This is a genomic window from Mycobacterium sp. C31M, assembly GCF_053345865.1.
Genome location: NZ_JBKFAX010000008.1, coordinates 242951 through 268513 on the forward strand (window position 1 = coordinate 242951; position 25563 = coordinate 268513).

A 25563-nucleotide genomic window follows, 5' to 3' on the forward strand; every position below is an offset into this window, starting at 1 on the left:
AACCTAGGACTTCTTGTCCCGCCAGGCCCTCTCGAACGGCAACCGCCAGGCGTTCGGCGCGATCAACTGATGGATGGCGTTGGGTCCCCACGTCCCCGGCTGGTACAGCTTCACCGGCGGCGGATCCTCCAGCAGCTGCGCCGAACGGTCCCACAGTGATTCGATACCCTCGGCGGTGGTGAACAGGGTGTGGTCGCCGCGCATCGCGTCGAGGATCAACCGTTCGTAGGCCTCCAGCACGTCGTCTGACGAATCGGTCTCCTGGGTGGAGAACTGCATGGACAGCTTCTGCAGCTTCATCCCCGGCCCGGGCCGCTTGCCGTAGAACGACAGGGACACCTTCGACGAGTCGGCCAGATCGAAGGTCAGATGGTCCGGGCCCTGGGCGCCGACGCCGGAGCCCTGCGGGAACATGGTGCGCGGGGCCTCCTTGAAGGCGATCGAGATGATGCGCTGGCCCTCGGCCATCTTCTTGCCGGTGCGCAGGTAGATGGGTACCCCGGCCCAGCGCCAGTTGTCGATGCCCACCTTCATTGCGATGAACGTCTCGGTATCGGAATCGGCTGCCACACCGTCGAGTTCGCGGTACCCGGCGAACTGCCCGCGCACCACGTCGGCGCAGTTGATCGGCAGCATGGAACGGAAGACCTTGTTCTTCTCCTCGCTGATGGCGCGGGGTTCCAGAGCGGTCGGCGGTTCCATCACCACGAAGGCCATCACCTGCATCAGGTGGGTGACCACCATGTCCTTGTAGGCGCCGGTGCTCTCGTAGAAGTTGGCCCGCTGGTCCAGGCCGAGCGTCTCGGGGATGTCGATCTGGATGTGGTCGATGAAGTTGCGATTCCAGATCGGCTCGAACAGCCCGTTCGCGAACCGGAACGCCAGGATGTTCTGCGCCGCTTCCTTGCCCAGGAAGTGGTCGATCCGGAAGATCTGCCGCTCCCGGAACGTCTCGTGCACAAAATCGTTGAGTTCGATGGCGCTGGCCAGGTCGGTGCCGAACGGTTTTTCCATCACCACCCGGGACCGGTCCACCAGGTCCGCCTCGCGCAGCGTGGCGATGACCGCGCGGGCCGCCTTCGGCGGCACCGAAAGGTAGTGCAGCCGTTGCACATCGGGACCCAGCTTGGCCTCCGCGGTGGCGACGGCGGCAGCCAGGGCCGCCGGTCCTGCGCTCTGCGGCACATAGGTCAGCTGGCCGGCGAAGTCCTCCCACTGCTCGGCGGTGAGCTTGTGGGTGCCGAACGCGTCGATGGCCTCCTTGGCCAGCACCCGGAACTCGTCGGGAGTGAGGTCCTCCAGCGAGGTGCCGATGATCTCGATGTTGGGCGCCAGTTCGGACCCGTCCAGATGCGCCATCCCCGGCAGCAGCTTGCGCTTGGCCAGATCGCCGGTGGCCCCGAACAACACGATGACATGCGGGGCGACCGCGAGGTCGTCCACGCGCCGCGGTCGGGAACCGGGCGCCGGGTACGCGATGGTCTGGGGCTTCGGGGTGGTCATGGGCGCCGATGCTGCCACCGGAATGTAAACGGCGCGCGTCAGGGCGGTTGACGCGCAAACTCACCTTCGCGGGACCGGGCATCGCTAGTGTCAGGCCATGGCAACCAGCGTTTCCCGTGAAGTGGTCATCGAAGCGAGCCCGGAGGAGATCCTCGCCGTCGTCGCCGACGTCGAGTCCACCCCGACGTGGTCCCCGCAGTACCAGAAGGCCGAGGTCGTCGACCGCGACGACGACGGCCGTCCGCACCGCGTCATCCAGACGATCAAAACCGTCGGCATCAGCGATCAGCTGACCATCGACTACACCTGGGAGCCGAACAAGGTCAGCTGGGTGCTGGTCAAGGCCGGACAGCTGAAATCGCAGAACTGCAGCTACACGCTGACCCCTTTGGGGGAGACGGACCCCGAGAAGACACGAGTCCGGTTCGACATGGACATCGAACTCGCCATCCCGCTGCCCGGGTTCATCCTCAAGAAGGTGATGTCCGGCGCCATCGACGTGGCCACCGACGGACTGCGCAAGCAGGTGCTCAAGGTCAAGAAAGCCTCGTGACGATACTGGCCGGGGTCCGGGTCGTCGAACTCGGCGGGATCGGCCCCGGCCCGCATGCCGCGATGATGCTGGCCGACCTCGGTGCCGATGTGGTGCGGGTCCGCCGTCCGGGCGGGTTGCAGATGCCTGCCGAGAACGTCGACCTGCTGCACCGCGGCAAGCGAATCGTCGATCTGGACGTCAAGGCCGATCCGCAGCGGCTGCTGGACCTCCTCGCGAAAGCCGATGTGCTGCTGGACTGTTTCCGGCCCGGGACATGTGAACGGCTGGGTATCGGGCCGGCCGACTGCGCAGCGGTGAACCCGCGGCTGATCTTCGCCCGCATCACCGGGTGGGGTCAGGACGGCCCGCTGGCCCAGACCGCCGGCCACGACATCAACTACCTGTCCCAGACCGGTGCGCTCAGCGCCATCGGCTACCGGGACCGTCCGCCCGTCGCCCCGCTGAACCTCGTCGCCGATTTCGGCGGCGGCTCCATGCTCGTGCTGGTCGGGATCCTCGCGGCGCTCTACGAACGTGAGAAGTCGGGCACCGGTCAGGTGATCGATGCCGCGATGGTGGACGGGGTCAGCGTGCTGTCCCAGATGATGTGGACCATGAAGGCAACGGGATCCCTTGCCGACCAACGGGAATCGTTTCTGCTCGACGGCGGCGCGCCGTTCTACCGGGTGTACGAGGCCTCCGATGGCGGGCACCTCGCGGTGGGCGCCATCGAACCGCAGTTCTTCGCCGCACTGTTGGCCGGGCTCGGCCTGCACGCCGACGAGCTGCCCGGCCAGTTCGAGCGGGACCGGTGGCCGCAGCTGCGGGCGGTCTTCGAGGAGCGTTTCGCGACCCGCACCCGGGACGAGTGGGCGGCTACCTTTGCCGGTACCGATGCCTGCGTCACCCCGGTGCTCGGCTGGGCCGAGGCCGCCGACAGTACGCATCTGAACGCCCGCAGCACCCTGATCGATGTCGCCGGTGTTCGGCAGGCCGCGCCCGCGCCGCGGTTCTCCCGCACACCCGCCGGCCCGGTAGGCACCCCGCCGCAGGCGGGGACCGCACTCGCCGACCTGGGCTGGTGACGGGTTTGCTGCCTGCGACAACGTCAATTGTCAACCCGCAGATCGCCGAAACCCTTGCAGCTGTCTAAGAACAGTCTTATATTTGCCCTATGGTTGTCAGAGCGTCGAGAGAACTCCTCTTCGACGCCTCGCCGGAGGCGATCCTTGCTGCGATCGCCGACATCGACGAGGTGCCGACCTGGTCACCCGTGCACAGGGCCACCGAGGTGGTCGACCGCCATCCCGATGGCAAGCCGCATCACGTCAAAGCGACCGTCAAGATCATGGGTTTCACCGACAAGGAGTCGCTGGAGTACCACTGGGGTGACGACTGGGTCGTGTGGGATGCCGCCGACACCTTTCAGCAGCGCGGGCAGCACGGTGAGTACAAGCTGATCCGCGAGGGTGATCGCACCAGGGTGCGGTTCGACCTGATCATCGATGTCGCCGCACCCATCCCCGAATTCTTGATGCGGCGCGCCAAGAAACTGGTGCTCGACGCCGCCGTCGACCGGTTGCGCATCCGGGTCAACCGGTTCTACGGCTAAAGCGTGTCGAACAACTCGACTGAGTGTTCGGCACCGCCCTTCTCGGACGTCGTCAGTTCAGGCCGCGGGTGCGGTGCGAACGTCGGTTCCCGCGTCTTTCGGGCTGGTTTCACCAACACGGGGTGTTGGCCAGCGCCGTCCCGTCGGCGGGCGTTGGTGGCCCGGCCCCGTTGCTTGGGGGTCCGGGGATCGGTTGGGTGGGTGTGACCCCAGCGGGCCAGATTCGTCGCGGCGTTGCCGTCACGATCGATCACATGCCCATTGGGGCAGGTGAACACCCGGTCGGCCAGGGGCAGGTCGGTGCGGCGCTCGCTGCAAAGCGAGCAGAGCTGACTTGACGGATACCTCATCGGAGATCGCGCGAGCCAGCCGGTGATTGGCCAGCGTGCCCGGGACCGTTCCGCGGTGATTCAGCGCAGATTTCACGATCCGCAGGCACTGGTTAAACGCGAATCGCGACGCCCCGGCATGCCGAGCCAGCACCGCGTGCTGCTCGACCGTTGGATCGAGTCAGAACCGGAATGTCGTGTGCCGCGCCATCACCGTTGAGCGTCCCACACACCACTGACAACACGTTGGCCAGCGACGACGTGTCCGACCTCTCGATCACCATCGATCGTCATGTGCCCCAAGACCCGGTCGGCGCCGGTACCGCTCCGATATGTCTGACACCGCGTGGGCTCATATCGCCAGCTTCCTCGTACCGAAACATCCACGCGGTGAGCGGCCTTGCCCACCGCAGCGGTGGCGGGAGTACCTCGACGCCATCTTGTACGTGCTGCGCACCGGATGCGCCTGGCGGCATCTGCCGCAGCCCACCGCAGCCGTCGTTGATTCCTCCTCGGCCAAAGCCTCGCCGGTGGCCGGGCCGCGCGCCTTCGACAGGGCGAAGAAGGTCGACGGCGTAAAACGGCATGTGTTCGACGACTCAGCCGGTGTGCTGATCGCCGCGGTCTTCACCGAGGCCAATGTCCAAGACCGGGCAGCATTCCCGAAGCTGCTCGGCAAAGCGAAGCGGATCGACCCAACCATCGGTCACGGGTGGGTCGACATGGGTTGCACCGGCCAGCCCGTCACCACCGCAGCGACGAAAGCGGGCGTCACAGTGGAGGTGGTGTCCGGGCCAAAACCCGGCCACGGGTTCATCGTCCAACCACGACGCTCGGTGGTCGAACGCACCAACGGCTGGATCAATCACTGCCGCCGCATCGACCGCCACTACGAAATGACCCTGGTCGCGCACGAAGGCTTCGTCTACCTCAGTCAAGTCGCCCTACTACTCCGACGGCTCGACCGCAGCCAGTTGTTCGACACGCTTTAGGAATCAACGCGAGTCCAAAGGAATTCTGGTGCGTGCGGGCTCGCTGACCCGTACATGCCCACTGGAATCGTTCTCGTCCCCAACCGAAGCGCCGCCAACCACGTCGACGACGCGATCAGCCAGGCCCGCGCGGCGTATGACGCCGGGGTCCGGCAGATCTGGCTGGCCCAGCAGTTCGACCATGACGCCATCGGCCTGGCCGGCCTGATCGGCGCCGCGGTGCCGGGCCTGCACGTCGGCACCTCGGTCGTCCCGCTCAACCCGCGCCACCCCCTTGTCGTCGCCTCGCAGGCGCAGACGGCCCAGGCCGCCGCCCACGGCAACTTCAGCCTGGGCCTCGGGCTGGGTGCACACAAACCCGAACAGGACGCGTTCGGCACCGCCTGGCCCAACCCGGTCGGCAGGTTGCGCGAGCACCTGCAGGTGCTCCGGTCGATCTTCGACGACGGCGTCGCCGACTTCCATGGTGAGCACTTCACCGCCGACCCGGAGTGGCCGGTGTCGCTCGCCGGCGGCACCCCGATCCCGCTCTACGTTGCGGCCATGGGGCCCAAGGCGCTGCAGGTCACCGGTGAGCTCGCCGACGGCACCCTGCCGTACCTGGCCGGGCCGCGCACCCTCGCCGATTTCATCGTGCCGGCGATCACCAAAGCCGCCGCCGATGCGGGCCGGCCCGAGCCGAAGATCATCGCGATGGTTCCGGCGCTGGTCACCGATGATGTGCAGGCCGGCCGCGAACTGGCCGCCCAGACGCTGGCCTTCTACGCGACCATCCCGTCGTATCAGAAGGTGATCGAACGGGAGGGCCTCGATTCGATCGCCGATCTGGCGGCCGTCGGGGACGCCGAGAGCGTGCGAGCCCACCTGCGCCGTTATCTCGACGCGGGCGCGACCGATGTCGCGCTCAGCCCACTGGATCACTCACTACCGGTGCTGGCCCGCGCGTGGGAGGTCACCGCCTCGCTGTAGGCCCGATGGCAACACCACCGAAATATCCGGGACCTACGGTTGACCGATGATGCGGGTGCGACGTTCGGCGCTGCTCGAGCGCCTGGCCGCGGACCGGGCCGGCACCTCGCAGGACGGCATCCTCGTCGAACTGCGTCGCGCCATCCTCGACGGCGGGGTTCCGCCCGGCACGGCGATCCCGCTGGCCGAGGTCGCCGAGGTGTTCGGCGTCAGCCAGATCCCGATCCGGGAGGCGCTCAAGACGTTGGTGGCCGAGGGGCTGGTGGCGCACCGGCGCAACAGCGGATACACCGTCGCGCTGCTCACCGCCCAGGAACTGCGCGAGATGTACATCGTGCGCGAGACGTTGGAGTCGGCGTCGTTGGCGGCCGCAGTGCACAACGCCACCGATACCGACCGGGCCGAGGCCGTGCTGGCCAACCAGCGTCTGGAACAGGCCATCGCCGACGGTGACGCGGCGGCCTACCACCGGGGCAGTCGACAGTTCCACCATGCGCTGACCGCCCCGTCGCGCATGCACCGGTTGCTGCACATGCTCGAAGCCGCCTGGAACGTCACCGAACCGGTGCAGTCGATGGTGCACGTCAGTCCGGTCGACCGGGCCGATCTGCACGCCGACCATCGCGCCATGCTGGAGGCCTTCCTGGCCGGGGATGTGGACACCCTGATCGCGGTGTCGGAGCAACACGCCGCCCGGCTCAACGCCGTGATCGCCACGCTGCCCCGGGATACCGGGCTGCTCGCCTGAGCGGAATATATTTCCGGCGCAACCGAGAAGATGAGTCGGGGGAAACGGCCGGGAAACAAACCGGGCGGATAGTCGCCCACCATGACCGATACCGCTGTACCTCCCAGTGATCTCCCGCCGGGCGCCGTTGTCGGCGCCGGGGACATCGTCGAAGCTGCCGGCCACCCGGTCGGCGGTGGCGTGATCAAGCCCGGTTACGACCCGCGGCTGACCAATGAGGACCTCGCCCCGCTGGGCAAGCAGTCCTGGACCTCCTACAACATCTTCGCGTTCTGGATGTCGGACGTGCACAGCGTCGGCGGCTACGTCACCGCCGGCAGTCTGTTCGCGCTCGGCCTGGCCAGCTGGCAGGTGCTGGTGGCGCTGCTGGTCGGCATCACCATCGTTTACTTCTTCTGCAACCTGGTCGCCAAGCCCAGCCAGGCCACCGGGGTGCCCTACCCGGTGATCTGCCGCACCGTGTTCGGTGTGCTGGGCGCGAACATCCCGGCCATCATCCGCGGCCTGATCGCGGTGGCCTGGTACGGCATCCAGACCTACCTGGCCTCGGCGGCCCTGGATGTGGTGCTGCTCAAGCTGTTCCCCGGCCTGATGCCCTACGCTCAGGTCGACGAGTACGGATTCGCCGGGTTGTCGCTGCTGGGCTGGTGCAGCTTCCTGCTGCTGTGGGTGCTGCAGGCCTGCGTGTTCTGGCGCGGGATGGAATCCATCCGTAAGTTCATCGACTTCTGCGGTCCTGCAGTCTATGTCGTGATGTTCATCCTGTGCGGCTACCTGATCTACAAGGCCGGCTGGGGCGCCATCGACCTGAACCTCGGCGATGTCACCCACACCGGCTGGGCGGCCGTGCCCGTCATGCTCGGCGCCATCGCGCTGGTGGTGTCGTACTTCTCCGGACCGATGCTCAACTTCGGTGACTTCTCGCGCTACGGAAAGAGTTTCGAGGCCGTCAAGAAGGGCAACTTCCTGGGTCTGCCGGTGAACTTCCTGGTGTTCTCGGTGCTCGTCGTGGTGACGGCGTCACTGACCTTGCCGGTGTTCGGTGAGCTGCTCACCGATCCGGTGGAGACGGTGGCACGCATCGACAGCACCTTCGCCATCGTGTTGGGCGCGCTGACCTTCACCATCGCCACCATCGGCATCAACATCGTCGCCAACTTCATCTCGCCGGCCTTCGATTTCTCCAATGTCAGCCCGCAGCGCATCAGCTGGCGTGCCGGCGGCATGATCGCCGCGGTCGGCTCGGTGCTGATCACCCCGTGGAACCTGTACGCCAACCCCGAGGTCATCCACTACACGCTGGAGACCCTGGGCGCGTTCATCGGCCCGCTGTTCGGTGTGCTGATCGCCGACTACTACCTGATCCGCAAGCAGAAGGTGGTCGTCGACGACATGTTCACCATGGAGGACTCCGGAAAGTACTGGTACACCAAGGGTTACAACCGGGTCGCGGTGCTGGCCACCGTGCTCGGTGCGGTGCTGGCCGTCATCCCGGTGCTGCTTGGGGGCAGTGTCACCGGGATGGCAGCCGCGGCGCAGTACAGCTGGTTCATCGGCTGCGGTGTCGGCTTCGCGGTGTACTACCTGTTGGGTAGTCGCGACAAGCTGGTGGCAGAATCGTTGACGTGACACGTATCTGGGTCATCAACCCGAACACCACCGAGACGATGACCGCCGGGATCGGCCGCTGCGCGCACGCAGTGGCCGGTCCCGGCACCGTCGTCACCGCGGTCACCTCGCCGTTCGGCCCGCCGTCGATCGAGAGTCATTACGACGAGGCGATGAGCGTGCCGGGCCTGCTCGACGTGATCGCCCGCGGCGAGGCCGAAGGGGTGGACGGTTACGTCATCGCCTGTTTCGGTGACCCGGGCCTGGATGCGGCCCGCGAACTGGCCGCCGGACCGGTGCTGGGTATCGCCGAGGCGGCCATGCACACCGCCAGCCATCTGGGTCGCGGGTTCAGCATCGTCACCACGCTGGGGCGCACCATCGGCCGCGCCGAAGAACTCGCCGAACGTTATGGCATGGAACGGTTCTGCCGCGGCTACCACGCCTGCGAGATCCCGGTGCTGGATCTGGAGACAGATCCGCAGGCGTTCAAGTTGGTCACCGAGGCCTGTCGGGATGCGGTGGAATCCGATGGTTCGGATGCGGTGGTGCTCGGCTGCGCGGGCATGGCCGCGATGTGCGCCGCGATCTCCGCCGAGATCGGGGTGCCGGTGGTCGACGGTGTCACCGCCGCGACGTTGACGGTGCAATCGCTGATCACCATGGGGCTGTCCACCGGCAAGCGCGGCGAGTACGCCACCCCGCCAGTCAAGGAGTACGTACCGAAGCGGTAGCCCGTCGCCGGTTTCAGCCTCGTGAGCTGACCCGCTCGAAAGACTGAAGCCACGTACGCTTTTCGGTGCCGGCGCGTACCTGAGTACAGTCATTTGCCTGCATACGCCGTTCTGGCTGAAGCCACGTAGCTCGCGGCGCCCGGGGAGCGACAATGCCGCGCGAGATGTAGCACTACCGGTGATACTGCATCACGTCCACAGACGGGGCGCGCGGGCGTCAGCCCGCCGGGTGAACCGCCCGCCAGTGCTCGGCGATATCGATACGCCGCGCGACCCACACCCGGTCATGGGACTGCACGTGGTCGAGGAACCGGTGCAGTGCCGCCGTCCGGGCGGGTCGACCTACCAGCCTGCAGTGCAATCCCACCGATAGCATCTTCGGTTGTCCGGCAACACCTTCGGCGTACAGCACGTCGAACGCATCGCGTAGATGCGCGAAGAACTCGTCCCCGTTGGCGAACCCGGCCGATGACGAGAACCGCATGTCGTTGGTGTCCAACGTGTAGGGCACCACCAGATGATCGGTGCCGGCCACCTTCACCCAGTACGGCAGATCGTCGGCGTAGGAATCCGAGTCGTAGACGAAACCGCCGTGCTCGACCACCAGCTCGCGGGTGTGCGGCGAATCGCGGCCGGTGTACCAGCCCAGCGGGGCGGCCCCGGTGAGCTCCTGCAGGATCTGCACCGCCTCGGCCATATGCGCGCGCTCGGTGTCCTGGCCGATCATCTGATACGACTTCCAGCGCAGGCCGTGACAGGCGATCTCATGTCCGAGTTCGGAAAAGGCCGCCACCGCTTCGGGATTGCGCTGCATGGCGCGGGCCACGGCGAAGATGGTCAGCGGCAGGTCGCGCTGCTCGAAGGCCCGCAACACCCGCCACAGCCCGGCCCGGGAGCCGTACTCGTACATCGACTCCATGCTCATGTGCCGATTGCCGAACGCCTCGGCCGGGGTGATCTCGGACAGGAAGGTCTCCGAGGCCGGATCGCCGTCCAGGATGCAGTTCTCGGCGCCCTCTTCGTAATTGAGGACGAACTGCACCGCGATCGCCGCATCGCCGGGCCAGCGTGGATGCGGTGGCGTCGGCCCGTAGCCGATGAAGTCCCTGGGATAGCTCACGCCAACTCCCCGAACAGCCGCAGCCGCGCCAGGCCACCGTCGGGGTAGATGTCCAATCTGGCCTCACTGACCGGTGTTTCGTCGTCCACCAGGAACCGGTGCCGGGTATCGGGCAGCAGGGTGGTGCGCGGCACCAGGGTCACCCACTCACCGTCGTCGGTGCGGCCGGTGATCTGTGCCGCGCCGGGGCTGTTTCCGATGAAGTACGAGGTGTCGATCTCGGCGAGGCGCACCCGTCCGCGGGCGGCCAGCCGGATGTGCACCCAGTCGTTGCGGTCATCGCGGCGCCGAGCGGTCTCCCAGCCGTCCCCCATCACCTTCGCGATACCCGGGAAGATGAGGTTCTGCGGCGAGCTGTAGTAGCGGTTCGAGCAATCCAGTACCAGGCCGCCGTTTTCGAGCGCGGCCAGATCCACCGGCCCCACCCCGAAGAACTGCGGGTCGGGGCGGCCCTCGCCGTGCACCCGCAGCCGGGCCACACCGCCGTCGGGGTAGATCCGCAACCGGACGTGGGTCCAGCGCTTCTCGGAGGTCACTTCGAAGGGATTTCGGCTGTCGCCGTATATCTTTGCGCGTTCGACCAGCGTCTCCCAGCCGGGATGGTCGATCAACTCGTCGACCGGGGGATAGCCGCCGACCTCCAGGGCCTCGACCGATGCCTCGGGCGGGAAGTTGCCCTTGAACCAGGCGGTGTCGATCACCAGTCCCCGGATCACACCGGGAACCCCGAGGCGCACGATGGCCTCGTCGTGGCCGGGTTCGCGGCGCCGCCGGGTCTCCCAACCGTCGTAGATCTGTCCGCGGTGACCGAAGGTGGCCGGCTGATACTTTGCCGGGCCCGGCTTGATCAGGTTCTCCTTCTCGGCGAACGCGTCATCGTTTGCCCACAGCACGGCACCTCCGGCGGTGCGCAGTGCCAGGTCGGGCAGCCAACTGAAATCGGGTGGGGAATCGGTCATAACGGCTTTCGTTCCTTGAGGTTGTGCAGGACAGAAATGTCGGCCTGCGGTGCGTGATCCAGAACGTCGGTGATATCGAAAGCGCCACAGTCCAATCCGCGCAGAACCACCGTGGCAAGCGCCTCGGCGGTGGCCGGTTCGTCGACGATGGCTCCGCCCCGGCGCTCCAGGTAGGCCTGCAGCCTTGGCGCGGCGGCGTCGAGTGCGGCGCGGAAGAAGGAGAAGGTGGCCAACCACCGGGTGACCAGCTGGCCCGGATGCATGTCCCAGCCTTGGAAGTAGCCGCGCTGCAGTGAACGTGTCACCAGCTGGTGGTGGCGCCGGATCGCCGCGGTCACGTGATCGTCGGCGCCGACCGGGAACACCTGGGTGGAACCGTCGGCCAGCCACACCCCGGTCTGGGCGGCCGCGACCTGCATGACCGCCTTGGCGTGGTCGGCGACGGGGTGATCCAGTGCCTGCTGCTGCGGGACGATGCCGCAAGCGGCGCTGTAATCGTAGGTGCCGTAATGCAATCCGCTGCATCGTCCGTCGGAAAGCTGGATGGCCTTGGCGACGGTGGCAGTGCCGTCGGCGCCGAGTACCGCCTGAGGGCTCTCGATCTGCAGCTCGAAGCGCAGGGTGCCCGGTGTAAGACCGTGCACCTGCTCCAGTGCCTCGCACAACCAGACGGTCGCGGTGACCTGTTCGGCGGCACGCAGTTTCGGCACGGTGAACACAAAGCCGTCCGGCACACCGCCGTCGAGCAGCAGTTCCAGGGTGCGCACCGAACGGGCCCGGTCGGCCGCCGTCAGTCCCTTGATCCGCACGCCACAGTGCGCCAGACCCAGCGTGCGCAAGGTATCGCCGGCCGCCACCGCATCGGCGTCCTCGGCATCGTCGGCGCGCCGGCCGTAGCCGTCCTCGAAATCGATACGCAGATCGGCGATCGGCGCGGTGCGCAGCCGTTCCCGCACCAGGGCCAGCGCGGTGGCATCACCGAGCTCGGCGAACACCGCCGGATGGTCGTCGAGCAGCTCCAGTGCCGTCGTGCCCCACTCGATGACGGTGGTGGGCCCGGCGTCGGCGGCGCTGACGTACACGGTGTGCACGGGTTGGCTGCCGGCTTGCGCGCCCGGGTACCGCGCGGCGAGCGTGTCGTCCACGCCGGCGAGCAGTGTATCGATGCGCGCAAGGGCGTCGGCGGGGACGCGGCGCTGGGTGACCATCCGTCCATCGTCCCGTGTCATCACGATCTCAGCACCTCGAGACGACGGATGGCCTCGTCCAGGGTGTCGTCCCGTTTACAGAAAGCGAAGCGCACCAGATGATTCCACCCGTTGTCCGCACTTGTGAACGCCGACATCGGAATCGCGGCGACACCGGCCCTGGTCGGCAGTTCGGCGCAGAACGCGGTGCTGTCGGTGTAGCCGAGGGGGCGCGGGTCGGCACACAGGAAGTAGGTGCCCGCGCTGTCGTGCACCTCGAAACCCAGCTCGCTCAGTGCCGCACCCAACCGGTCCCGCTTGGCCTGCAGGTCGGCCCGCAGGCCGGCCACCCATGCGTCCTCGTGGTCCAGGGCATAGGCCACCGCGGGCTGGAAGGGGGCACCCCCGACGTAGGTCAGGTACTGCTTGGCCGCGCGCACCCCGGCGATCAGGTCCGGTGCCGCACACGCCCAGCCGATCTTCCAGCCGGTGGCGTTGAACATCTTGGCCGCACTCGAGATCGTCACTGTGCGCTCGCGCATCCCCGGGTAGCCGGCCAGCGGCCGGTGCTCGGCGCCGAAGGTCAGCGTCTCGTACACCTCGTCGGTGACGACCAGCAGATCGTGCTCGACGGCGAGCGCGGCGACCGCCGACAGCTCGGCAGCGGTGAGCACCAGGCCCGTCGGATTGTGTGGCGAGTTGAGGATCAGCGCGCGGGTGCGGGGCGTGACGGCGGCTCGCAGGGCCGCCACGTCGAGGGCGAACCCGCGGCCGTCCGGGACCAGCGGCACGGTGACGCGACGGCAGCCGGCCATCGCGATGACGGGGGAGTACGAGTCGTAGAACGGCTCGATCACCAGTACCTCGGAGCCGGGTTCCACCAGGCCCAGCAGGGCGGCGGCGATGGCCTCGGTGGCGCCGACGGTGACCAGCACCTCGGTGTCCGGGTCATAGCGGATGCCGTAGCGGCGTTGCCGCTGCGCGGCGATCGCCTGGCGCAGCGCCGGGATGCCCAGTCCGGGCGGGTACTGGTTGATGCCCTCGGCGATCGCGTCCTGGGCGACCTTGAGCATGCCCGCCGGGCCGTCCTCGTCAGGAAAGCCCTGCCCCAGGTTGACGGCACCGATCCGGGCAGCCAGCGCGGACATCTCGGCGAAGATCGTCACCGCGTAGGGCTGCAGGCGGGAGACGGTCATAACAGACCAGCCTAGTTTCTTCTGCCGATGTGTCCTGCGGCACGCCCGGTTGCGAACGATTGCAACATGCGGCATGACGCCCGACCCGTCGCGGTAATCTCGACCGATGAGTCCGACAGCCCGGGCTCGGGGGTGTGGGGAGAGCCGGACATGCCGAGACGAGTGACCATCGACGATGTGGCGCGCCTCGCCGAGGTGCACAAGGCCACGGTGTCGAGAGCGCTCAACGCCCGTACCCGCGATCAGGTCAATGCCGAAACGCTCAAGCGCGTCAAACGAGCTGCGCGTCAACTCGGTTATGTGCCCAACGCGATGGCCCGCAGCTTGCGGACGAGCCGGTCGATGACCATCGGGGTGATCATCCCGGATCTGATGAACCCGATCTTCCCGCCCATCATCCGCGGTATCGAGCACGTGCTGCAGGCGCAGGGCTACACCGTGCTCATCGCGAACACCGACTCGCATGACGACGTGGAGATCTCGGTGTTCGAATCGCTGCTGCAACGCCGGGTCGACGGTTTCATCCTGGCGACGGGCCGGCTCGACGATCAGCCGGTGGTCGACGACGCGGTCGCGGCCGACGTACCGGTGGTGCTGGTCAATCGCGGTACCGGGGTCGGCGATTTCCCGTTGGTGGGTGGCGACAACGCCCGCGGTATCGAGTTGGCTCTGGAGCATCTCGTCGAACTCGGGCACAAGCGGATCGTGCATGTCGCCGGCCCGCCGAACTTCTCCACCACCCGATCACGGGCCGAGGCTTTCGAGGCGGCAGCCACCCGGGCCGGTGTCGAGCACCAGACCACCTATGCATCCGCGCTGACCATCGATGCGGGTGTCGAGGCGGCCGAATATCTGTTGGCACACAACGATGTTCATCCGACGGCGTTGGTCGCCGGAAACGATCTGGTGGCCCTCGGGCTGATCCGGCGGCTGCGGGCCGAGGGGCTGCATTGTCCGGCGGATGTCTCGGTGGTCGGTTTCAATGACATGCCGTTCGCCGAGGACTTCTGGCCGCCGCTGACGACGGTGCACATGCCGCTGCGCGAGATCGGTGCCGAGGCGGCCCGTCTGTTGCTCCGCGGTATCGAGGCCGGTGAGCAGGAGGCGGTGACGCTGACGCTGCCGGTGTCACTGGTATGTCGCGGTTCCACGGGGTCGGCCCGCCCCTGACCCGATAGGCTCCGACACGGAGTTCCTACAATCGATTGCAGGGTCATGGATCAGATCACGCTCGGAGTGTTCAGCCCGTCGGTGCTGCTCGACGTCGCCCGCGGGACCGGTCGACTGGACGCGGCCGGAGTGCAGGTGCGCGATGTGCCGGTTCCGTCCTCACCGGCGCAGTTCGGCTCGCTGCGTGACGGCGAGTTCGATGCCGTCTTCACCAGTCCCGACAACGTACTGGCCTACCGCTTCCTGCCGAGAAACCCGTTGGGCGAGTTGCTCGATGTCGAGATCGTCGCCGGTATCGACCGGGGGCTTCGGTTGTGTCTGGCGGCACGACCGGGCGTCACCGGCCTGCGCGAGGTCAGCGGCGGACGGCTGGCCGTCGATGTGCCGAATTCCGGATTCGCCTTCGTCGGCTACGCGCTGCTCGCCGAACTAGGGATCACCCGCGAGGATCTGGAGATCATCACGCTGGGGTCGACGCCGAAGCGCGCCGAGGCGCTCCGCAGCGGCGGCTGTGACCTGACGGTGCTCAATGCCGGGAATGAGTTGACGGCGCGGGCGCACGGCTGCCTGCTGCTCGCGGAGGTGACCCGGCTCGGTCCCTACCTGGGAACCGTCGTGGCACGGTTGCGCGACGGCGCGCACGCCGCCGCCGTGGACCGGCTGGTGGAGGCACTCGGGGACACCGCCCGGGCCATCCGGTCCGGTGCGCTGGACGCCGAGGCCGAGGCGTCCGCCGCGCGGCTGCTCGGGCTGGACCCGGAGCTGGCCGCCGAACATGTTGGTGTGCTGAAAGATCCGCTACGCGGGCTGATCGGCGACGGTGCGGTCGGCGCCGCGGCGCTGGGCACCCTGGTCGGGTTGCGCAGGCAGTTCCTCCCGATGCCCGAACTCGACGGGCTGACAGAACGTTTCGACGAGATGGTACGCCCGGCGGTGCTGGTCGACTGAACGGCTACTCGCGCACCACATATCGGGCCCGGGCCGACGTCGTGACGGCGGCGTACACGACCGCTGCCGCCGCGGTCAGCGCGAACAGCATCCCGAAACGGCCGGTGGCGGCGGCGGCATTGCCTGCGGCCGCACCGAGCGACGCGCCGACGAACAACGCGATCGAGAAGAACGACATCCCGATGGCGCGGCTGTCGGCGGCCGCATCGGTCATCCAGGTCTGCATCGTGGTGTGGCCACCGGCCCAGGCCGTTCCCAGCAGGATCGCCGCGACTACCACGGTGATAGGCGAGATCTGTACGGCCACGGCGATATACGCCGCCACCGTCGCCACCCCGGCCAGCAGCATCAGCACCCACGACGGCCAGCGATCCAGGATGAGCTTCATCAGCTGGCTCACGGCCACCACCGCGGCACCGAACATCGCGGTGGCGATCCCGGCGGCCAGTACCGACGCACCGGCGGTCTGCAGGGCCACCGCGAGGTAGTTGAACACTCCGACCAGCAGGGCGCCTTCGGCGACGGTGAAGGCCAGGATGGCCAGTGCCCACCGATTGGCCGCCAGCTTCCGCAGCGACGGGAGGAGCCGCTCGCGGGTGTCGGTGGTCGCCTCCCGCAGGCGGGTGAACCCGAGCGCCAGTGCCAGCGAGGCCGCCGCCAGTACGACATAAACCCAACGCCAGCCCCACCATTGGGCTATTGCGGCCGAACCGACCGTGCCGACCGCCAGGCCTATCGCGATGGCGGCCGCCAGGTTGGCGGTGGCGACCGCACGTTGCCGCAGGGTCAAGGTTTCGCCGTAGTAGATCAGCACCGTGGTGATGGTGGCGGAAAAGGCTGCCGCCGCGGCGGCCCGGGCGAGACCATAGGTCGCTGCACTGTGGGTGAATGCCGTTGCGAGATTGGATAATCCGCCGAGAGCGGTCGAGATGACGAGCATGCGGACCCGGCCATAGCGCGCGGCCAACGTGCTCCAGAACAATTGAAAGGCCGCATAGACCACCGCATAGACCGTCAGCGAGTGGCCGATGGACTCCAGCGGTACACCGAAATCCGCGGCGATGACCGGGATCAGAGGTGGCATCACCGATCGGTCGAGCAGTGAGACGAAGGCGCCGATGATCAGGATCATCTAGGCGGCCACACCGGCACCTCTCCACGGCCGGACCGGAACCGTACCGCCTTGGACCGGACGAACTCGTGCAGAGTCTCTGGCGCGTTCTCCCGGCCGAAGCCGCTGCCCTTCTGTCCACCGAACGGTGAACCGAGGAAGGACCGGCGCATGTAGTTGTTGACGAACACCATCCCCGCCTCCAGACGGGCGGCGATGTGCCAGGCCGCCGCCTCGTCGCGGGTGATCATCGCGGCGGTCAGACCGTAAGCGGTGCCGTTGGCGATCGCGATCGCCTCGTCGAGGGTGGAGTAGCGCATCAGCAGTGCGATCGGGCCGAAGATCTCCTCCTGGCCGACGGTGGAATCCGGGGTGACATCGGCCAGCACCGTCGGGGGCACCCAGTAGCCGGCGGCGTACGGGGCCTCGCTCGGGACATGTCCCTGCGCCACGATGCGGGCGCCCTCGTCGAGTGCGATCTGCAGATATTCGAGCACCCGGTCGCGGTGTCGGGCGTCGACCATCGGGCCGATATCGGTGCCCGGGTCCAGGCCGTCGCCGACCACCAGTGCGGTCGCCGCCGCGCTGAACCTCGTCAGGAACTCGTCGTACACGCTGTCCTGCACCAGGATCCGGGCCGTGGAGGTGCACGCCTCGCCCTGGTTGTAGTACATCGCCTCGATCGCCACAGTGACCGCGAGATCCAGGTCGGCATCGGGGAACACCATCAGCGCGTTCTTGCCGCCGAGTTCCATCGTCGCGTAGGTGAGGTTCTGCGCGGCCGATTCGAGTACCCGCCGGCCGGTTGCGGTGGCCCCGGTGAAGCTGATCCGCTCGACACCCGGGTGGCCCGCCAGCGCGGCGCCCGCGGTCAGGCCGGGGACCCCGTTGAGCACGCCGGGCGGCAGCACCTCGTTGGCGATCTCGACCAGACGCAGCACGGTCAACGGTGCCTGTTCGCCGGGCTTGATCACTACGGTGTTGCCGGTGATGAGCGCCGGTGCGCCCTTTTTGGCGAAGTGGATCGGCGGCCAGTTGAACGGCAGGATGCACGCGACCACGCCGTACGGCTCGTAGATGACCCGGGTCTCGATGGGGCCCTGGTCGATGATCTCACCTGGCAGGCTGTCACCCAGGCCGGCGAAGAAATCGAAACAGTTGGACGAGAACGCCACATCGTTGGCCAGCGCGTCGCGTTTGGGTTTGCCGTTCTCCCGCGACACCAATTCGCCGAGCTCGTCGGCATGGGCCCGGATGTGGTCGGCGACCTTCTTCAGGTACGCGCCGCGTTGCCTGCCGGACAGGGCCCGCCAGGCCGGCAATGCCGCGCGGGCGGACCGGACGGCCCGGTCGACGAGGGCGTCGTCTGCGGAGACCACCGTGGCCAGGACGGTGGCGGTGGCGGGCTCGACCACCTCGAATGTGGGCAGGTCAGCGACCGGAACGAAGCCGCCATCGATGTAGGCGCCCCATTCGGTGCGGGCCAGTGGTGGCCGAGCCGTCTCGGTATCGGTGATGGTCATGAGCCTCCGTCAGGTGCGGATCCGCGCGCAGGTCGATGTTGCAATCGATTGCGGTCGACTATAGACCGGGTTGCTGGTTCACGGAAGGGTGCCGGAATGTGTCGGGATTGTCGCCGCGCAATCCGGCGTTGCTACCGAGAGGTTCGGCGATTGGCCGGCCCTTCGGGGTGTTGACACTCCCCAGGTGCTATGTGACGATTCACTGCAATCGATTGCAAGTGATCTCCGCAACAGTCGGTCGTCGCGATGGGGCAATCGGTCTGACAGAGAGGTTGGACATGCGCTTTACCCATGTATTTCGCGCCGTCGCCGCGTCCGCGGCGATCGCGCTGACCGTGTCGGCGTGTTCGGCGGACAGCGCCACCGACGGGGACACCCTGCGGATCGGGGCCTCGCTGCCGCTCACCGGTGAATTCAGCCAGGGCGGGTTGGACACCCAGCGGGGCTATCAGACCTGGGTCGAGATGACGAACGAGGCAGGCGGTCTGCTCGACAAGCAGGTCGAGATCGTCATCAAAGACGATGCCACCCAACAGGAAACCGCCGTCAGCAACTACAACAACCTGATCTCGCAGGACAAGGTGAACCTGCTGCTGGGCAGCCAGTCCTCCTTGCTCAACATTCCCGCCTCGGCCATCGCCGAGAAGAACAAGATGCTCTTCGTCTGCCCCTCGTGCGGATCGCCGGACATGTTCAACCGCGGCTTCTCCTACATCTTCTTCTCGCAGCAGGCCATCGCCACCGATCAGGCCAAGGTCTTCGCCGAGTGGATCGCGGGGCTCCCGCCGGAGCAGCGGCCCAAGACGGCGGCATACCCGACGCTCGACGATCCGTTCGCCGGGCCCGTCGTCGAGGGCGCCGAGAAGATCCTGTCCGCCGCCGGAATCCAGACGGTCTATAAGGACAAATACCCGGCCACCACCAAGAACTTCGACTCGGTGGTCAACGCGATGCGTGACGCCGGCGCCGAGATCGTGGTCCAAGGCGCCCAGTTCGAAGACGGCGTCAACATGATCCGTTCGATGAACCGTGCCAACTACCAGCCCTCCATCCTGTACCAGAGCAGCTCGCCCACCTACGGCCAGCAGTACCTGGATGCGGTCGGCCCGGAGAACAGCGAGGGTGTCTTCTTCTCCTCCAGCTACAGCCCGCTGTCGGACACCACCCAGAACAAGGAGTTCGTCGAGCGCTACGAGCAGAAGTTCGGCCAGAGCCCGCCCGAGGATGCCGCCGACGGTTTCGCCGCCGGCCAGGTGCTCAAGGCTGCCGTCGAAGCGGTCGGTTCTATCGACGACCAAGCGGCGCTGGCAGATTGGCTACGAAACAACAGCGTCGACACACTGCTGGGCACGCTGAGCTGGAACGAGGACGGCAGCCCCAAGGGTGACTTCCTGGTGGGGCAGTGGCAGGCCGGCGTCTCGCAGGTGGTGCTGCCGGCCGATGTCTCCACCTCCGAGGAGATCATGCGCTGGCGCGGTGGGGACATCTGATCCCATGACCTCCCTCGTCCAAACACTCATCCTCGGAACGCTCGTCGGCGCGCTGTACGCGCTGATGGCCTCCGGCCTGACCCTGATTTTCGGGGTCATGCGGGTGATCAATCTGGCCCACGGTGCGTTCGCCGTGCTGGCGGCGTTCCTGACCTTCACCCTGTGGCGCAACCTGGGCCTCGACCCGCTGCTGTCCATCCCGATCGTGATGGCGGTGATGTTCGGATTCGGTTGGGTGATCTACGTTCTGATCATCCAGCACGTGCGCAGCGCACACGTGACGATGACGGTGCTGGCCACCTTCGGTATCGCGCTGATGCTCGAAGGCATCATGGGCTTCATCTGGGGCAACACCTCCTCGACCGTGGTGGTGTCCTACACCGACGCCTCATTGTCGTTGGGCTCCATCTACATTCCGCAGGCCATGCTCATCGCCGCGGTCATCGCGGTCGCGGTGATGGGAGGTCTGTACCTGCTGCTCAACCACACCTGGGCGGGCCGAGCCATCCGGGCGGCCTCGTCAAACGAGAATGGTGCGCTGCTGGTGGGGGTGAGCGTCGCGACCATCGCCGCGCTGACCTTCGCGATCGGCGTGGCCACCCTCGGGGCCGGCGGCGCGATGCTCTCCACGATCTACCCGTTCCTGCCCGGCACCCACTATCAGTGGATCGCCCGACTGTTGGCCATCGTCGTCCTCGGCGGTCTCGGCAGCCTGCCCGGCGCGGTACTCGGCGCGCTGGTCATCGGCATCGGTGAGATGGCGGCCACCGCCTACGTCGGTGCGGCCTGGCCGGTGGCGGTGCCGTTCCTGGTCATCATCGTCGTGCTCATCACCCGGCCGCAGGGCCTGATGGGCACTCGACTCCGAGAGGATGCGGTGGCATGACGACCCAGAACACCACCAGGGCAAAGCTTCTGGACCCCGGTCTGCACAAATGGGGTTCCCGGGCGCTGATCACGGTCGCCGCGCTGGTGATCCTGCTCTTCCCGCTCTCGCCCAGCATGTCCGCGCAGAACATCGTGATCCTGTCGTTGGTGCTGGCCATCGGCGCCAGCGGCCTCAATGTCATCACCGGCTTCACCGGCTATCTGTCGCTGAGCCAAGGCGCGTTCGTGGGCATCGGCGCGTATGTGGGCGCCATCATGTCGAATCGGTTCCCGGATATGGAACCGCTGCTGTGGGTCCCGTTGGCCGGTGTCATCGCCGCGGTGATCGCGATGCTGCTGGGTCTGGTCACCTACCGGTCACGTGGCCCGGCCTTCGTCATCATCACCGTGGCGTTCCTGTTCCTCATCCAATTCGTCGCCATCGAATGGGTCTCTGTCACCAACGGCACCTCCGGGCTCACCCTGCCGCTGCCGGATTGGCCTGAGGCATGGGGCAACTGGCCCTTCCACCTGGTGCTGGTGGCGCTGCTGGCGGCCTCGCTGCTGATGACCTGGTGGATCCGGCGCACCAAGTTCGGCATGGGTCTGATCGCCATCCGCGAGGACGAGGGCAAGGCCGGCACCATCGGTGTCAACGCACCGGTGTACAAGCTGCTGGCCTTCGGGCTGTCGGCGCTGTTCGTCGGCATGGCCGGTTCGGTGTACGGGTACTACCTGTCCTTTGTCGACCCGATCGGCATGTTCTCCATCATCACCAGTGCGCTGATCGTGCTCGCCGTCATCCTCGGCGGCCGCGGCACACTGTGGGGACCGGTGTTGGGCGCCTTCATCATCCAGCCCGTCAACATCTACGCCAACCAGGCCTTCGGGGGTGGCAACGCCCGCCTGGTGCTGTTCGGTGGACTGCTGGTGCTGCTGGTGATCCTGCTGCCCAAGGGCATCCTGCCGACCCTGGCCAACCTCATCGAGAAACTCAGGACCAAGGGCACCGTCGGGCTTTCCGGTGCCCGGCTCAACCCGCTGGACCGTCCCCTGGTCCGGGCCGACATCCGCCGACCCGAACCCACCGGCAAGACCCTGTTGGAAGTCAGGGGCCTGCACAAGAGTTTCGGTGGCAACCATGCCGTCAACGACTGCAGCTTCACCGTGCCCGAGGGATCGATCACCGCGTTGATCGGGCCCAACGGCTCCGGCAAGACCACGGTGTTCAACCTGATTTCGGGCACCATGGCCCCGGACAAGGGTGAGATCCTGCTCGGTGGAACGCATATCGAGAACGCGTCACCCTGGGCACGCGCCCACCACGGCCTCGGCCGAACGTTCCAGATCACCCGGTTGTTCCGGGAGATGACGGTGCTGGAGAACGTCGTCGCACCGCTGCGCAATTTCTCGGTGCCGCAGTTGGGGCTGGGCGCGGTCAGCGGATCGGAAGCCGCCCGCGCCGAGGAACTGCTGGAATTCGTCGGCATGGCCGCCTATCGGGATGCCCGGGCCGGTGCGCTGTCCTATGGGCAGCAGAAGCTCGTCGAACTGGCCCAGGTGCTGATGCTCGACCCGAAGCTGATCCTGCTCGACGAACCCGCCGGCGGTATCAACCCGACCCTGATCGAGCGGATGGGTGACCTGATCCGCGAACTCAACGCGGGCGGCAAGACCTTCCTGCTGGTCGAGCACAACATGCCGTTCGTGGTGGGGCTGTGCGACCCGATCCGGGTGCTGGCCCGTGGTGCGGTGATCGCGCAGGGCACGCCCGAACAGATCCAGAAGGACCCGGTGGTCCTGGACGCCTACCTCGGTGACGACTACCTGCTGGAGGCACCGTCCAAAGTGTCTGTCAAGGAAGGGAACCCGGCATGATCAAGCTCGAAGGGGTGGTCGCCGGCTACGGCGGTGGCAATGTCCTGCAGGGGGTCGATCTCGAAGTGGGGCCGGGTGAACTCGGCTGCATCGTCGGACCCAACGGCGCGGGAAAGTCCACCGTGCTCCGGGCGGTGAGCGGGATCCTGAAACCCAGTGCCGGCCGGATCACACTCGACGGCAAGAACATCACCGGGCTGGCGCCCGATCAGGTGCTCGAATGTGGTGTCACCCAGGTGCCGCAGAGCAACGGGCTGTTCCCGACCTTGACCGTCAAGGAGAACATCCTGATGGGTGCCTACGTGATCCGCCGCCAGCGGGCGCTGGTCAAGGAGCGCTACGACCAGGTGCTGGGCATGTTCCCGTTGGTGCGGGACAAGACCGGAATCCGCTGCGGCAACCTGTCCGGCGGGCAGCGGCGGATGGTCGAATTCGCCCGGTCCCTGATGCTCGACCCCAAACTGGTGCTGCTCGACGAGCCCTCCCTTGGTCTGGATCCCAAATCGCTCGGTGTCATCGACGAGGCCGTCGCGATCATGCGGGACAACGGAAAAGCCATCCTGATGGTCGAGCAGAACGTCCGGTTCGGTCTGCGGATGGCGTCCTCGGGCATCGTCATGGAGAGCGGCCGGGTGTTGCTCACCGGCCCCGCCCAGTCGGTGCTGTCCAACCCCGAGATCGCCGATCTCTACTTCGGTGGTGCCGTGCATACACCCAGCACGTCCGACACCCCGGCCACCCCCACTACGGCTTAACGAGAAAAGGAAACACACACATGTCTGCCTCGAATATGAAGATCGGCTGGATCGGCGCCGGCCGGATGGGTGCCCAGCTGGTGTTGCGGCTTCTGGATGCCGGCTATGACGTGACCGTCTACAACCGGACCGCGTCCAAGGCTGCCGCGCTCGCCGACAAGGGTGCCAAGGTCGTCACGCAGCCGGTCGATCTGGCGGATCGCGATCTGGTGTTCTCGATGGTGTCCAGCTCCAAGGACCTGGAGCAGGTGATGCTGGGTGAGGGCGGGTTGCTGACCGGTGAGGTGTCACCGCGGATCATCGCGGACTCGTCGACGGTGTCGGCGGAGGCCTCGGTGCTGATCCGGGAGGCCGCCAACTCCCGCGGCTGCGACTTCCTCGCGACCCCGGTGTCGGGCAACCCGAAAGTCATTGCGGCAGGCAAACTCACCGTGGCGGTGTCCGGTCCGCGTGAGGTGTTCGACTCGGTGGAGCCGGTGCTGTCGGTGTTCGGTCGCAGCGTCACCTATGTGGGTGAGGGCGAGGTGGCCCGGCTGGTCAAGATCGCGCACAACCTGATGCTGGGGGTGGTGACGCAGTGCATGGCCGAGATCACCGTGCTGGTCGAGAAGGGTGGGGTGAGCCGCGCCGATTTCCTGGCCTTCCTGAACGATTCGGTGATGGGGTCGGTGTTCACCCAGTACAAGACGCCGGCGTTCGTCAACCTGGACTTCACTCCGACCTTCACGATGGGCCTGCTGCAGAAGGACTTCGACCTCGGGCTGGAGGCGGCCTACAACCTCAAGTCGCCGATGCCGATCGCCTCGGCGACCCGGCAGATCATCGCCCAGTCCGCGGGCGCCGGCGTCGGTGTCGAGGAGGACTTCGCCACCCTGTTGCTGGAGGTGGCCCGTGGCGCCGGTGTCGAACTGGCGTCGGAGAACGTCAGCGTGGATGACGGCCTGACCCCGGTGCACTCGTGACGGCCCTGCACGAGCCGCTCGCACCTCCGGTGGCTGCCCGACCGCTCGGTGCCCCCGGCCATATGGGTGTCGACTACGAGGAGCGGGTGGATTTCGCCCGGCTGCGGGAGTACCGGATCGGGCGGGCGAAGGCGGCGCTGGAGGCCAGCGGCTGCGGCGCCTTCCTGCTGTTCGACTTCTACAACATCCGCTACACCACCCAGACCTGGATCGGTGGTGCGCTGGGCGACAAGATGATTCGGTACTGTCTGCTGACCCGCGAGGGTGATCCGATCCTGTGGGACTTCGGTTCGGCGGTACGCCACCACAAGCTGTACTCGCCGTGGCTGCCCCAGGAGAACTGGCGGGCCGGCTTCCTGGGTTTCCGCGGGGCGGTGGCTCCGGAGGCCGGGTTGATGCGCGACGCGGTCACCGAGATCAAGAGCATCCTGGCGGCGGCCGGCCTGGCCGACGCCCCAGTCGGCATGGACATCGTCGAGCCGCCGTTCCTGTTCGAGATGCAACGCCAGGGTCTGACGGTCGTCGATGCGCAGCAGAGCATGCTCGACGCGCGGGTGATCAAGTCCGCCGACGAGATCATGCTGCTCAACCAGGCCGCGGCCATGGTCGACGGGGTGTATCAGGACATCGTCGACGCGCTGAAACCCGGCGTGCGGGAGAACGAGATCGTGGCGCTGGCCAATAAGCGGCTCTACGAACTCGGCTCCGATCAGGTGGAGGCCGTCAACGCCATCTCCGGGGAGCGGTGCAACCCGCACCCGCACAATTTCACCGACCGCATCATCCGGCCGGGTGATCAGGCCTTCTTCGATATCATCCACTCCTACAACGGATATCGGACCTGCTACTACCGCACCTTCGGGGTGGGCAGCGCCACGCAAAGTCAGCGCGACGCCTACAAACAGGCCCGGGAATGGATGGATCGGTCCATCGAGGCGATCCGGCCCGGTGTCGGGTCTGATCAGATCGCCCGACTGCTGCCCAAGGCCGAGGATTTCGGCTTCGAGAACGAGATGGCGGCCTTCGGTCTGCAATTCGCGCACGGGCTCGGTCTGGGGCTGCATGAGCGGCCGATCATCTCGCGGCTGAACTCGCTGGAGAACCCGCTGGAGATCCAGGCGGGCATGGTGTTCGCGATGGAAACCTACTGTCCGGCCTCCGACGGCACCTCGGCCGCGCGCATCGAGGAGGAGGTCGTGGTCACCGAGGATGGCCCGGTCATCCTGACCAAGTTTCCCGCCCAGGAACTGTTCGTCGCCAACCAGTACTAGCTGGCTGTAGGTCGAGTCAAGGGGTGTGGAGGCCGTAGTGGGTCGACGCCCCAAGGCCGGGCGTGTTTTCGTGCGGTCGGTGGTGCTGCTGGGTTG

Annotated in this window: 24 protein-coding genes and 1 pseudogene; 16 read left to right on the plus strand and 9 right to left on the minus strand. The window is 66.9% G+C overall.

All coding sequences use genetic code 11. The annotated features are described in order from the left end of the window. Nucleotides 1-3: 3 nt before the first annotated feature. A complete protein-coding gene (gene zwf, locus ACLBYA_RS14640) occupies nt 4-1503 on the minus strand; it encodes a glucose-6-phosphate dehydrogenase (protein WP_447710135.1) in 1500 nt (499 codons plus the stop codon). Between the two features lie 97 nt (nt 1504-1600). Here zwf and ACLBYA_RS14645 point away from each other — a divergent pair, with 97 nt between their 5' ends. From ACLBYA_RS14645 to ACLBYA_RS14655, 3 genes are all read left to right on the plus strand, one after another. Further along, entirely contained in the window at nt 1601-2056 is a 456-nt protein-coding gene (locus ACLBYA_RS14645) for an SRPBCC family protein (RefSeq protein ID WP_447710136.1), read from the plus strand. Then, complete coding sequence (locus tag ACLBYA_RS14650) at nt 2053-3123, plus strand: CaiB/BaiF CoA transferase family protein (protein WP_447710137.1); 1071 nt, start codon at nt 2053-2055, stop codon at nt 3121-3123. The genes ACLBYA_RS14645 and ACLBYA_RS14650 overlap by 4 nt, the downstream gene beginning before the upstream one ends. Before the next feature lie 89 nt (nt 3124-3212). Beyond that, nucleotides 3213-3650 carry an SRPBCC family protein gene (locus ACLBYA_RS14655; RefSeq protein WP_447710138.1) on the plus strand — a complete coding sequence of 146 codons (438 nt, stop codon included), beginning with the start codon at nt 3213-3215 and terminating at the stop codon, nt 3648-3650. Here the strand turns inward: ACLBYA_RS14655 and ACLBYA_RS14660 are convergent. Together ACLBYA_RS14660 and ACLBYA_RS14665 are read right to left on the minus strand one after the other, a co-directional pair. Next, a complete protein-coding gene (locus ACLBYA_RS14660; RefSeq protein WP_447710139.1) occupies nt 3647-4000 on the minus strand; it encodes a zinc ribbon domain-containing protein in 354 nt (117 codons plus the stop codon). The two genes, ACLBYA_RS14655 and ACLBYA_RS14660, sit on opposite strands and share 4 nt — an antisense overlap. After that, nucleotides 3891-4148: pseudogene (locus ACLBYA_RS14665) on the minus strand (helix-turn-helix domain-containing protein); the annotation flags it as partial. The pseudogene ACLBYA_RS14665 and the gene ACLBYA_RS14660, both read right to left, overlap by 110 nt. Before the next feature lie 163 nt (nt 4149-4311). On the opposite strand from ACLBYA_RS14665, the gene ACLBYA_RS14670 reads away from it, so the two are divergent. The 5 genes from ACLBYA_RS14670 (at nt 4312) to ACLBYA_RS14690 (ending at nt 9030) form a co-directional block, all read left to right on the plus strand. Continuing rightward, entirely contained in the window at nt 4312-4971 is a 660-nt protein-coding gene (locus ACLBYA_RS14670; RefSeq protein WP_447710140.1) for a transposase, read from the plus strand. A gap of 54 nt (nt 4972-5025) precedes the next feature. Next, nucleotides 5026-5940 (plus strand): LLM class F420-dependent oxidoreductase, encoded by a 915-nt coding sequence (locus ACLBYA_RS14675; RefSeq protein WP_447710141.1) that lies wholly within the window; start codon nt 5026-5028, stop codon nt 5938-5940. 49 nt (nt 5941-5989) lie between these two features. Beyond that, on the plus strand, nt 5990-6688 hold the full coding sequence (locus ACLBYA_RS14680; protein ID WP_447710168.1) for a GntR family transcriptional regulator: 699 nt from the start codon (nt 5990-5992) through the stop codon (nt 6686-6688). Between the two features lie 81 nt (nt 6689-6769). Beyond that, nucleotides 6770-8317: an NCS1 family nucleobase:cation symporter-1 gene (locus ACLBYA_RS14685; protein WP_447710142.1), complete on the plus strand. Its 1548-nt coding sequence runs from the start codon at nt 6770-6772 to the stop codon at nt 8315-8317. Continuing rightward, nucleotides 8314-9030, plus strand: a complete 717-nt coding sequence (locus ACLBYA_RS14690) for an aspartate/glutamate racemase family protein (RefSeq protein ID WP_447710143.1) — start codon at nt 8314-8316, stop codon at nt 9028-9030. The genes ACLBYA_RS14685 and ACLBYA_RS14690 overlap by 4 nt, the downstream gene beginning before the upstream one ends. A 217-nt stretch (nt 9031-9247) precedes the next feature. Here ACLBYA_RS14690 and puuE read toward each other — a convergent pair whose 3' ends face one another. The 4 genes from puuE to ACLBYA_RS14710 are packed head-to-tail and all read right to left on the minus strand — an operon-like array spanning nt 9248 to nt 13492. Then, the gene (gene puuE, locus ACLBYA_RS14695) at nt 9248-10150 is read right to left on the minus strand and encodes an allantoinase PuuE (protein ID WP_447710144.1); all 903 of its coding nucleotides are present in this window, start codon (nt 10148-10150) and stop codon (nt 9248-9250) included. Next, a complete protein-coding gene (gene alc, locus ACLBYA_RS14700; protein WP_447710145.1) occupies nt 10147-11109 on the minus strand; it encodes an allantoicase in 963 nt (320 codons plus the stop codon). Before alc ends, puuE begins: the two co-directional genes overlap by 4 nt. Further along, on the minus strand, nt 11106-12338 hold the full coding sequence (locus ACLBYA_RS14705; protein ID WP_447710146.1) for a DUF6986 family protein: 1233 nt from the start codon (nt 12336-12338) through the stop codon (nt 11106-11108). Before ACLBYA_RS14705 ends, alc begins: the two co-directional genes overlap by 4 nt. Next, entirely contained in the window at nt 12338-13492 is a 1155-nt protein-coding gene (locus ACLBYA_RS14710) for a pyridoxal phosphate-dependent aminotransferase (protein WP_447710147.1), read from the minus strand. The genes ACLBYA_RS14705 and ACLBYA_RS14710 overlap by 1 nt, the downstream gene beginning before the upstream one ends. Before the next feature lie 150 nt (nt 13493-13642). Here ACLBYA_RS14710 and ACLBYA_RS14715 point away from each other — a divergent pair, with 150 nt between their 5' ends. Beyond that, entirely contained in the window at nt 13643-14662 is a 1020-nt protein-coding gene (locus tag ACLBYA_RS14715; protein ID WP_447710148.1) for a LacI family DNA-binding transcriptional regulator, read from the plus strand. Nucleotides 14663-14707: 45 nt separating this feature from the next. Then, nucleotides 14708-15610, plus strand: a complete 903-nt coding sequence (locus ACLBYA_RS14720) for an ABC transporter substrate-binding protein (protein ID WP_447710149.1) — start codon at nt 14708-14710, stop codon at nt 15608-15610. A gap of 4 nt (nt 15611-15614) precedes the next feature. Here ACLBYA_RS14720 and ACLBYA_RS14725 read toward each other — a convergent pair whose 3' ends face one another. Continuing rightward, nucleotides 15615-16742 (minus strand): MFS transporter, encoded by a 1128-nt coding sequence (locus tag ACLBYA_RS14725; RefSeq protein WP_447710150.1) that lies wholly within the window; start codon nt 16740-16742, stop codon nt 15615-15617. Next, nucleotides 16739-18244 (minus strand): aldehyde dehydrogenase family protein, encoded by a 1506-nt coding sequence (locus tag ACLBYA_RS14730; RefSeq protein WP_447710151.1) that lies wholly within the window; start codon nt 18242-18244, stop codon nt 16739-16741. Before ACLBYA_RS14730 ends, ACLBYA_RS14725 begins: the two co-directional genes overlap by 4 nt. Before the next feature lie 278 nt (nt 18245-18522). Between ACLBYA_RS14730 and ACLBYA_RS14735 the strand changes: the two genes are divergently transcribed. Genes ACLBYA_RS14735 through ACLBYA_RS14760 form a run of 6 tightly spaced genes read left to right on the plus strand, consistent with a single transcriptional unit; the run spans nt 18523 to nt 25467 of the window. Further along, the gene (locus ACLBYA_RS14735; protein ID WP_447710152.1) at nt 18523-19734 is read left to right on the plus strand and encodes an amino acid ABC transporter substrate-binding protein; all 1212 of its coding nucleotides are present in this window, start codon (nt 18523-18525) and stop codon (nt 19732-19734) included. Nucleotides 19735-19738: 4 nt separating this feature from the next. After that, nucleotides 19739-20620, plus strand: a complete 882-nt coding sequence (locus ACLBYA_RS14740) for a branched-chain amino acid ABC transporter permease (RefSeq protein ID WP_447710153.1) — start codon at nt 19739-19741, stop codon at nt 20618-20620. Next, nucleotides 20617-22479: a branched-chain amino acid ABC transporter ATP-binding protein/permease gene (locus ACLBYA_RS14745; protein WP_447710154.1), complete on the plus strand. Its 1863-nt coding sequence runs from the start codon at nt 20617-20619 to the stop codon at nt 22477-22479. The genes ACLBYA_RS14740 and ACLBYA_RS14745 overlap by 4 nt, the downstream gene beginning before the upstream one ends. Beyond that, nucleotides 22476-23234: an ABC transporter ATP-binding protein gene (locus tag ACLBYA_RS14750; protein ID WP_447710155.1), complete on the plus strand. Its 759-nt coding sequence runs from the start codon at nt 22476-22478 to the stop codon at nt 23232-23234. Before ACLBYA_RS14745 ends, ACLBYA_RS14750 begins: the two co-directional genes overlap by 4 nt. A gap of 20 nt (nt 23235-23254) precedes the next feature. Beyond that, entirely contained in the window at nt 23255-24196 is a 942-nt protein-coding gene (locus tag ACLBYA_RS14755; RefSeq protein WP_447710156.1) for an NAD(P)-dependent oxidoreductase, read from the plus strand. Next, nucleotides 24193-25467, plus strand: a complete 1275-nt coding sequence (locus ACLBYA_RS14760; RefSeq protein ID WP_447710157.1) for a M24 family metallopeptidase — start codon at nt 24193-24195, stop codon at nt 25465-25467. Before ACLBYA_RS14755 ends, ACLBYA_RS14760 begins: the two co-directional genes overlap by 4 nt. Nucleotides 25468-25563 lie beyond the last annotated feature (96 nt).

What these genes read in the sequence shown, in the direction of transcription:
- zwf (WP_447710135.1), bottom strand. Translation starts at nt 1,503, where the DNA reads ATGACCACCCCGAAGCCCCAGACCATCGCGTACCCGGCGCCCGGTTCC.
- ACLBYA_RS14645 (WP_447710136.1), top strand. Translation starts at nt 1,601, where the DNA reads ATGGCAACCAGCGTTTCCCGTGAAGTGGTCATCGAAGCGAGCCCGGAG.
- ACLBYA_RS14655 (WP_447710138.1), top strand. Translation starts at nt 3,213, where the DNA reads ATGGTTGTCAGAGCGTCGAGAGAACTCCTCTTCGACGCCTCGCCGGAG.
- ACLBYA_RS14660 (WP_447710139.1), bottom strand. Translation starts at nt 4,000, where the DNA reads ATGAGGTATCCGTCAAGTCAGCTCTGCTCGCTTTGCAGCGAGCGCCGC.
- ACLBYA_RS14670 (WP_447710140.1), top strand. Translation starts at nt 4,312, where the DNA reads ATGTCTGACACCGCGTGGGCTCATATCGCCAGCTTCCTCGTACCGAAA.
- ACLBYA_RS14675 (WP_447710141.1), top strand. Translation starts at nt 5,026, where the DNA reads ATGCCCACTGGAATCGTTCTCGTCCCCAACCGAAGCGCCGCCAACCAC.
- ACLBYA_RS14680 (WP_447710168.1), top strand. Translation starts at nt 5,990, where the DNA reads ATGCGGGTGCGACGTTCGGCGCTGCTCGAGCGCCTGGCCGCGGACCGG.
- ACLBYA_RS14685 (WP_447710142.1), top strand. Translation starts at nt 6,770, where the DNA reads ATGACCGATACCGCTGTACCTCCCAGTGATCTCCCGCCGGGCGCCGTT.
- alc (WP_447710145.1), bottom strand. Translation starts at nt 11,109, where the DNA reads ATGACCGATTCCCCACCCGATTTCAGTTGGCTGCCCGACCTGGCACTG.
- ACLBYA_RS14705 (WP_447710146.1), bottom strand. Translation starts at nt 12,338, where the DNA reads ATGACACGGGACGATGGACGGATGGTCACCCAGCGCCGCGTCCCCGCC.
- ACLBYA_RS14710 (WP_447710147.1), bottom strand. Translation starts at nt 13,492, where the DNA reads ATGACCGTCTCCCGCCTGCAGCCCTACGCGGTGACGATCTTCGCCGAG.
- ACLBYA_RS14715 (WP_447710148.1), top strand. Translation starts at nt 13,643, where the DNA reads ATGCCGAGACGAGTGACCATCGACGATGTGGCGCGCCTCGCCGAGGTG.
- ACLBYA_RS14720 (WP_447710149.1), top strand. Translation starts at nt 14,708, where the DNA reads ATGGATCAGATCACGCTCGGAGTGTTCAGCCCGTCGGTGCTGCTCGAC.
- ACLBYA_RS14725 (WP_447710150.1), bottom strand. Translation starts at nt 16,742, where the DNA reads ATGATCCTGATCATCGGCGCCTTCGTCTCACTGCTCGACCGATCGGTG.
- ACLBYA_RS14730 (WP_447710151.1), bottom strand. Translation starts at nt 18,244, where the DNA reads ATGACCATCACCGATACCGAGACGGCTCGGCCACCACTGGCCCGCACC.
- ACLBYA_RS14735 (WP_447710152.1), top strand. Translation starts at nt 18,523, where the DNA reads ATGCGCTTTACCCATGTATTTCGCGCCGTCGCCGCGTCCGCGGCGATC.
- ACLBYA_RS14740 (WP_447710153.1), top strand. Translation starts at nt 19,739, where the DNA reads ATGACCTCCCTCGTCCAAACACTCATCCTCGGAACGCTCGTCGGCGCG.
- ACLBYA_RS14745 (WP_447710154.1), top strand. Translation starts at nt 20,617, where the DNA reads ATGACGACCCAGAACACCACCAGGGCAAAGCTTCTGGACCCCGGTCTG.
- ACLBYA_RS14750 (WP_447710155.1), top strand. Translation starts at nt 22,476, where the DNA reads ATGATCAAGCTCGAAGGGGTGGTCGCCGGCTACGGCGGTGGCAATGTC.
- ACLBYA_RS14755 (WP_447710156.1), top strand. Translation starts at nt 23,255, where the DNA reads ATGTCTGCCTCGAATATGAAGATCGGCTGGATCGGCGCCGGCCGGATG.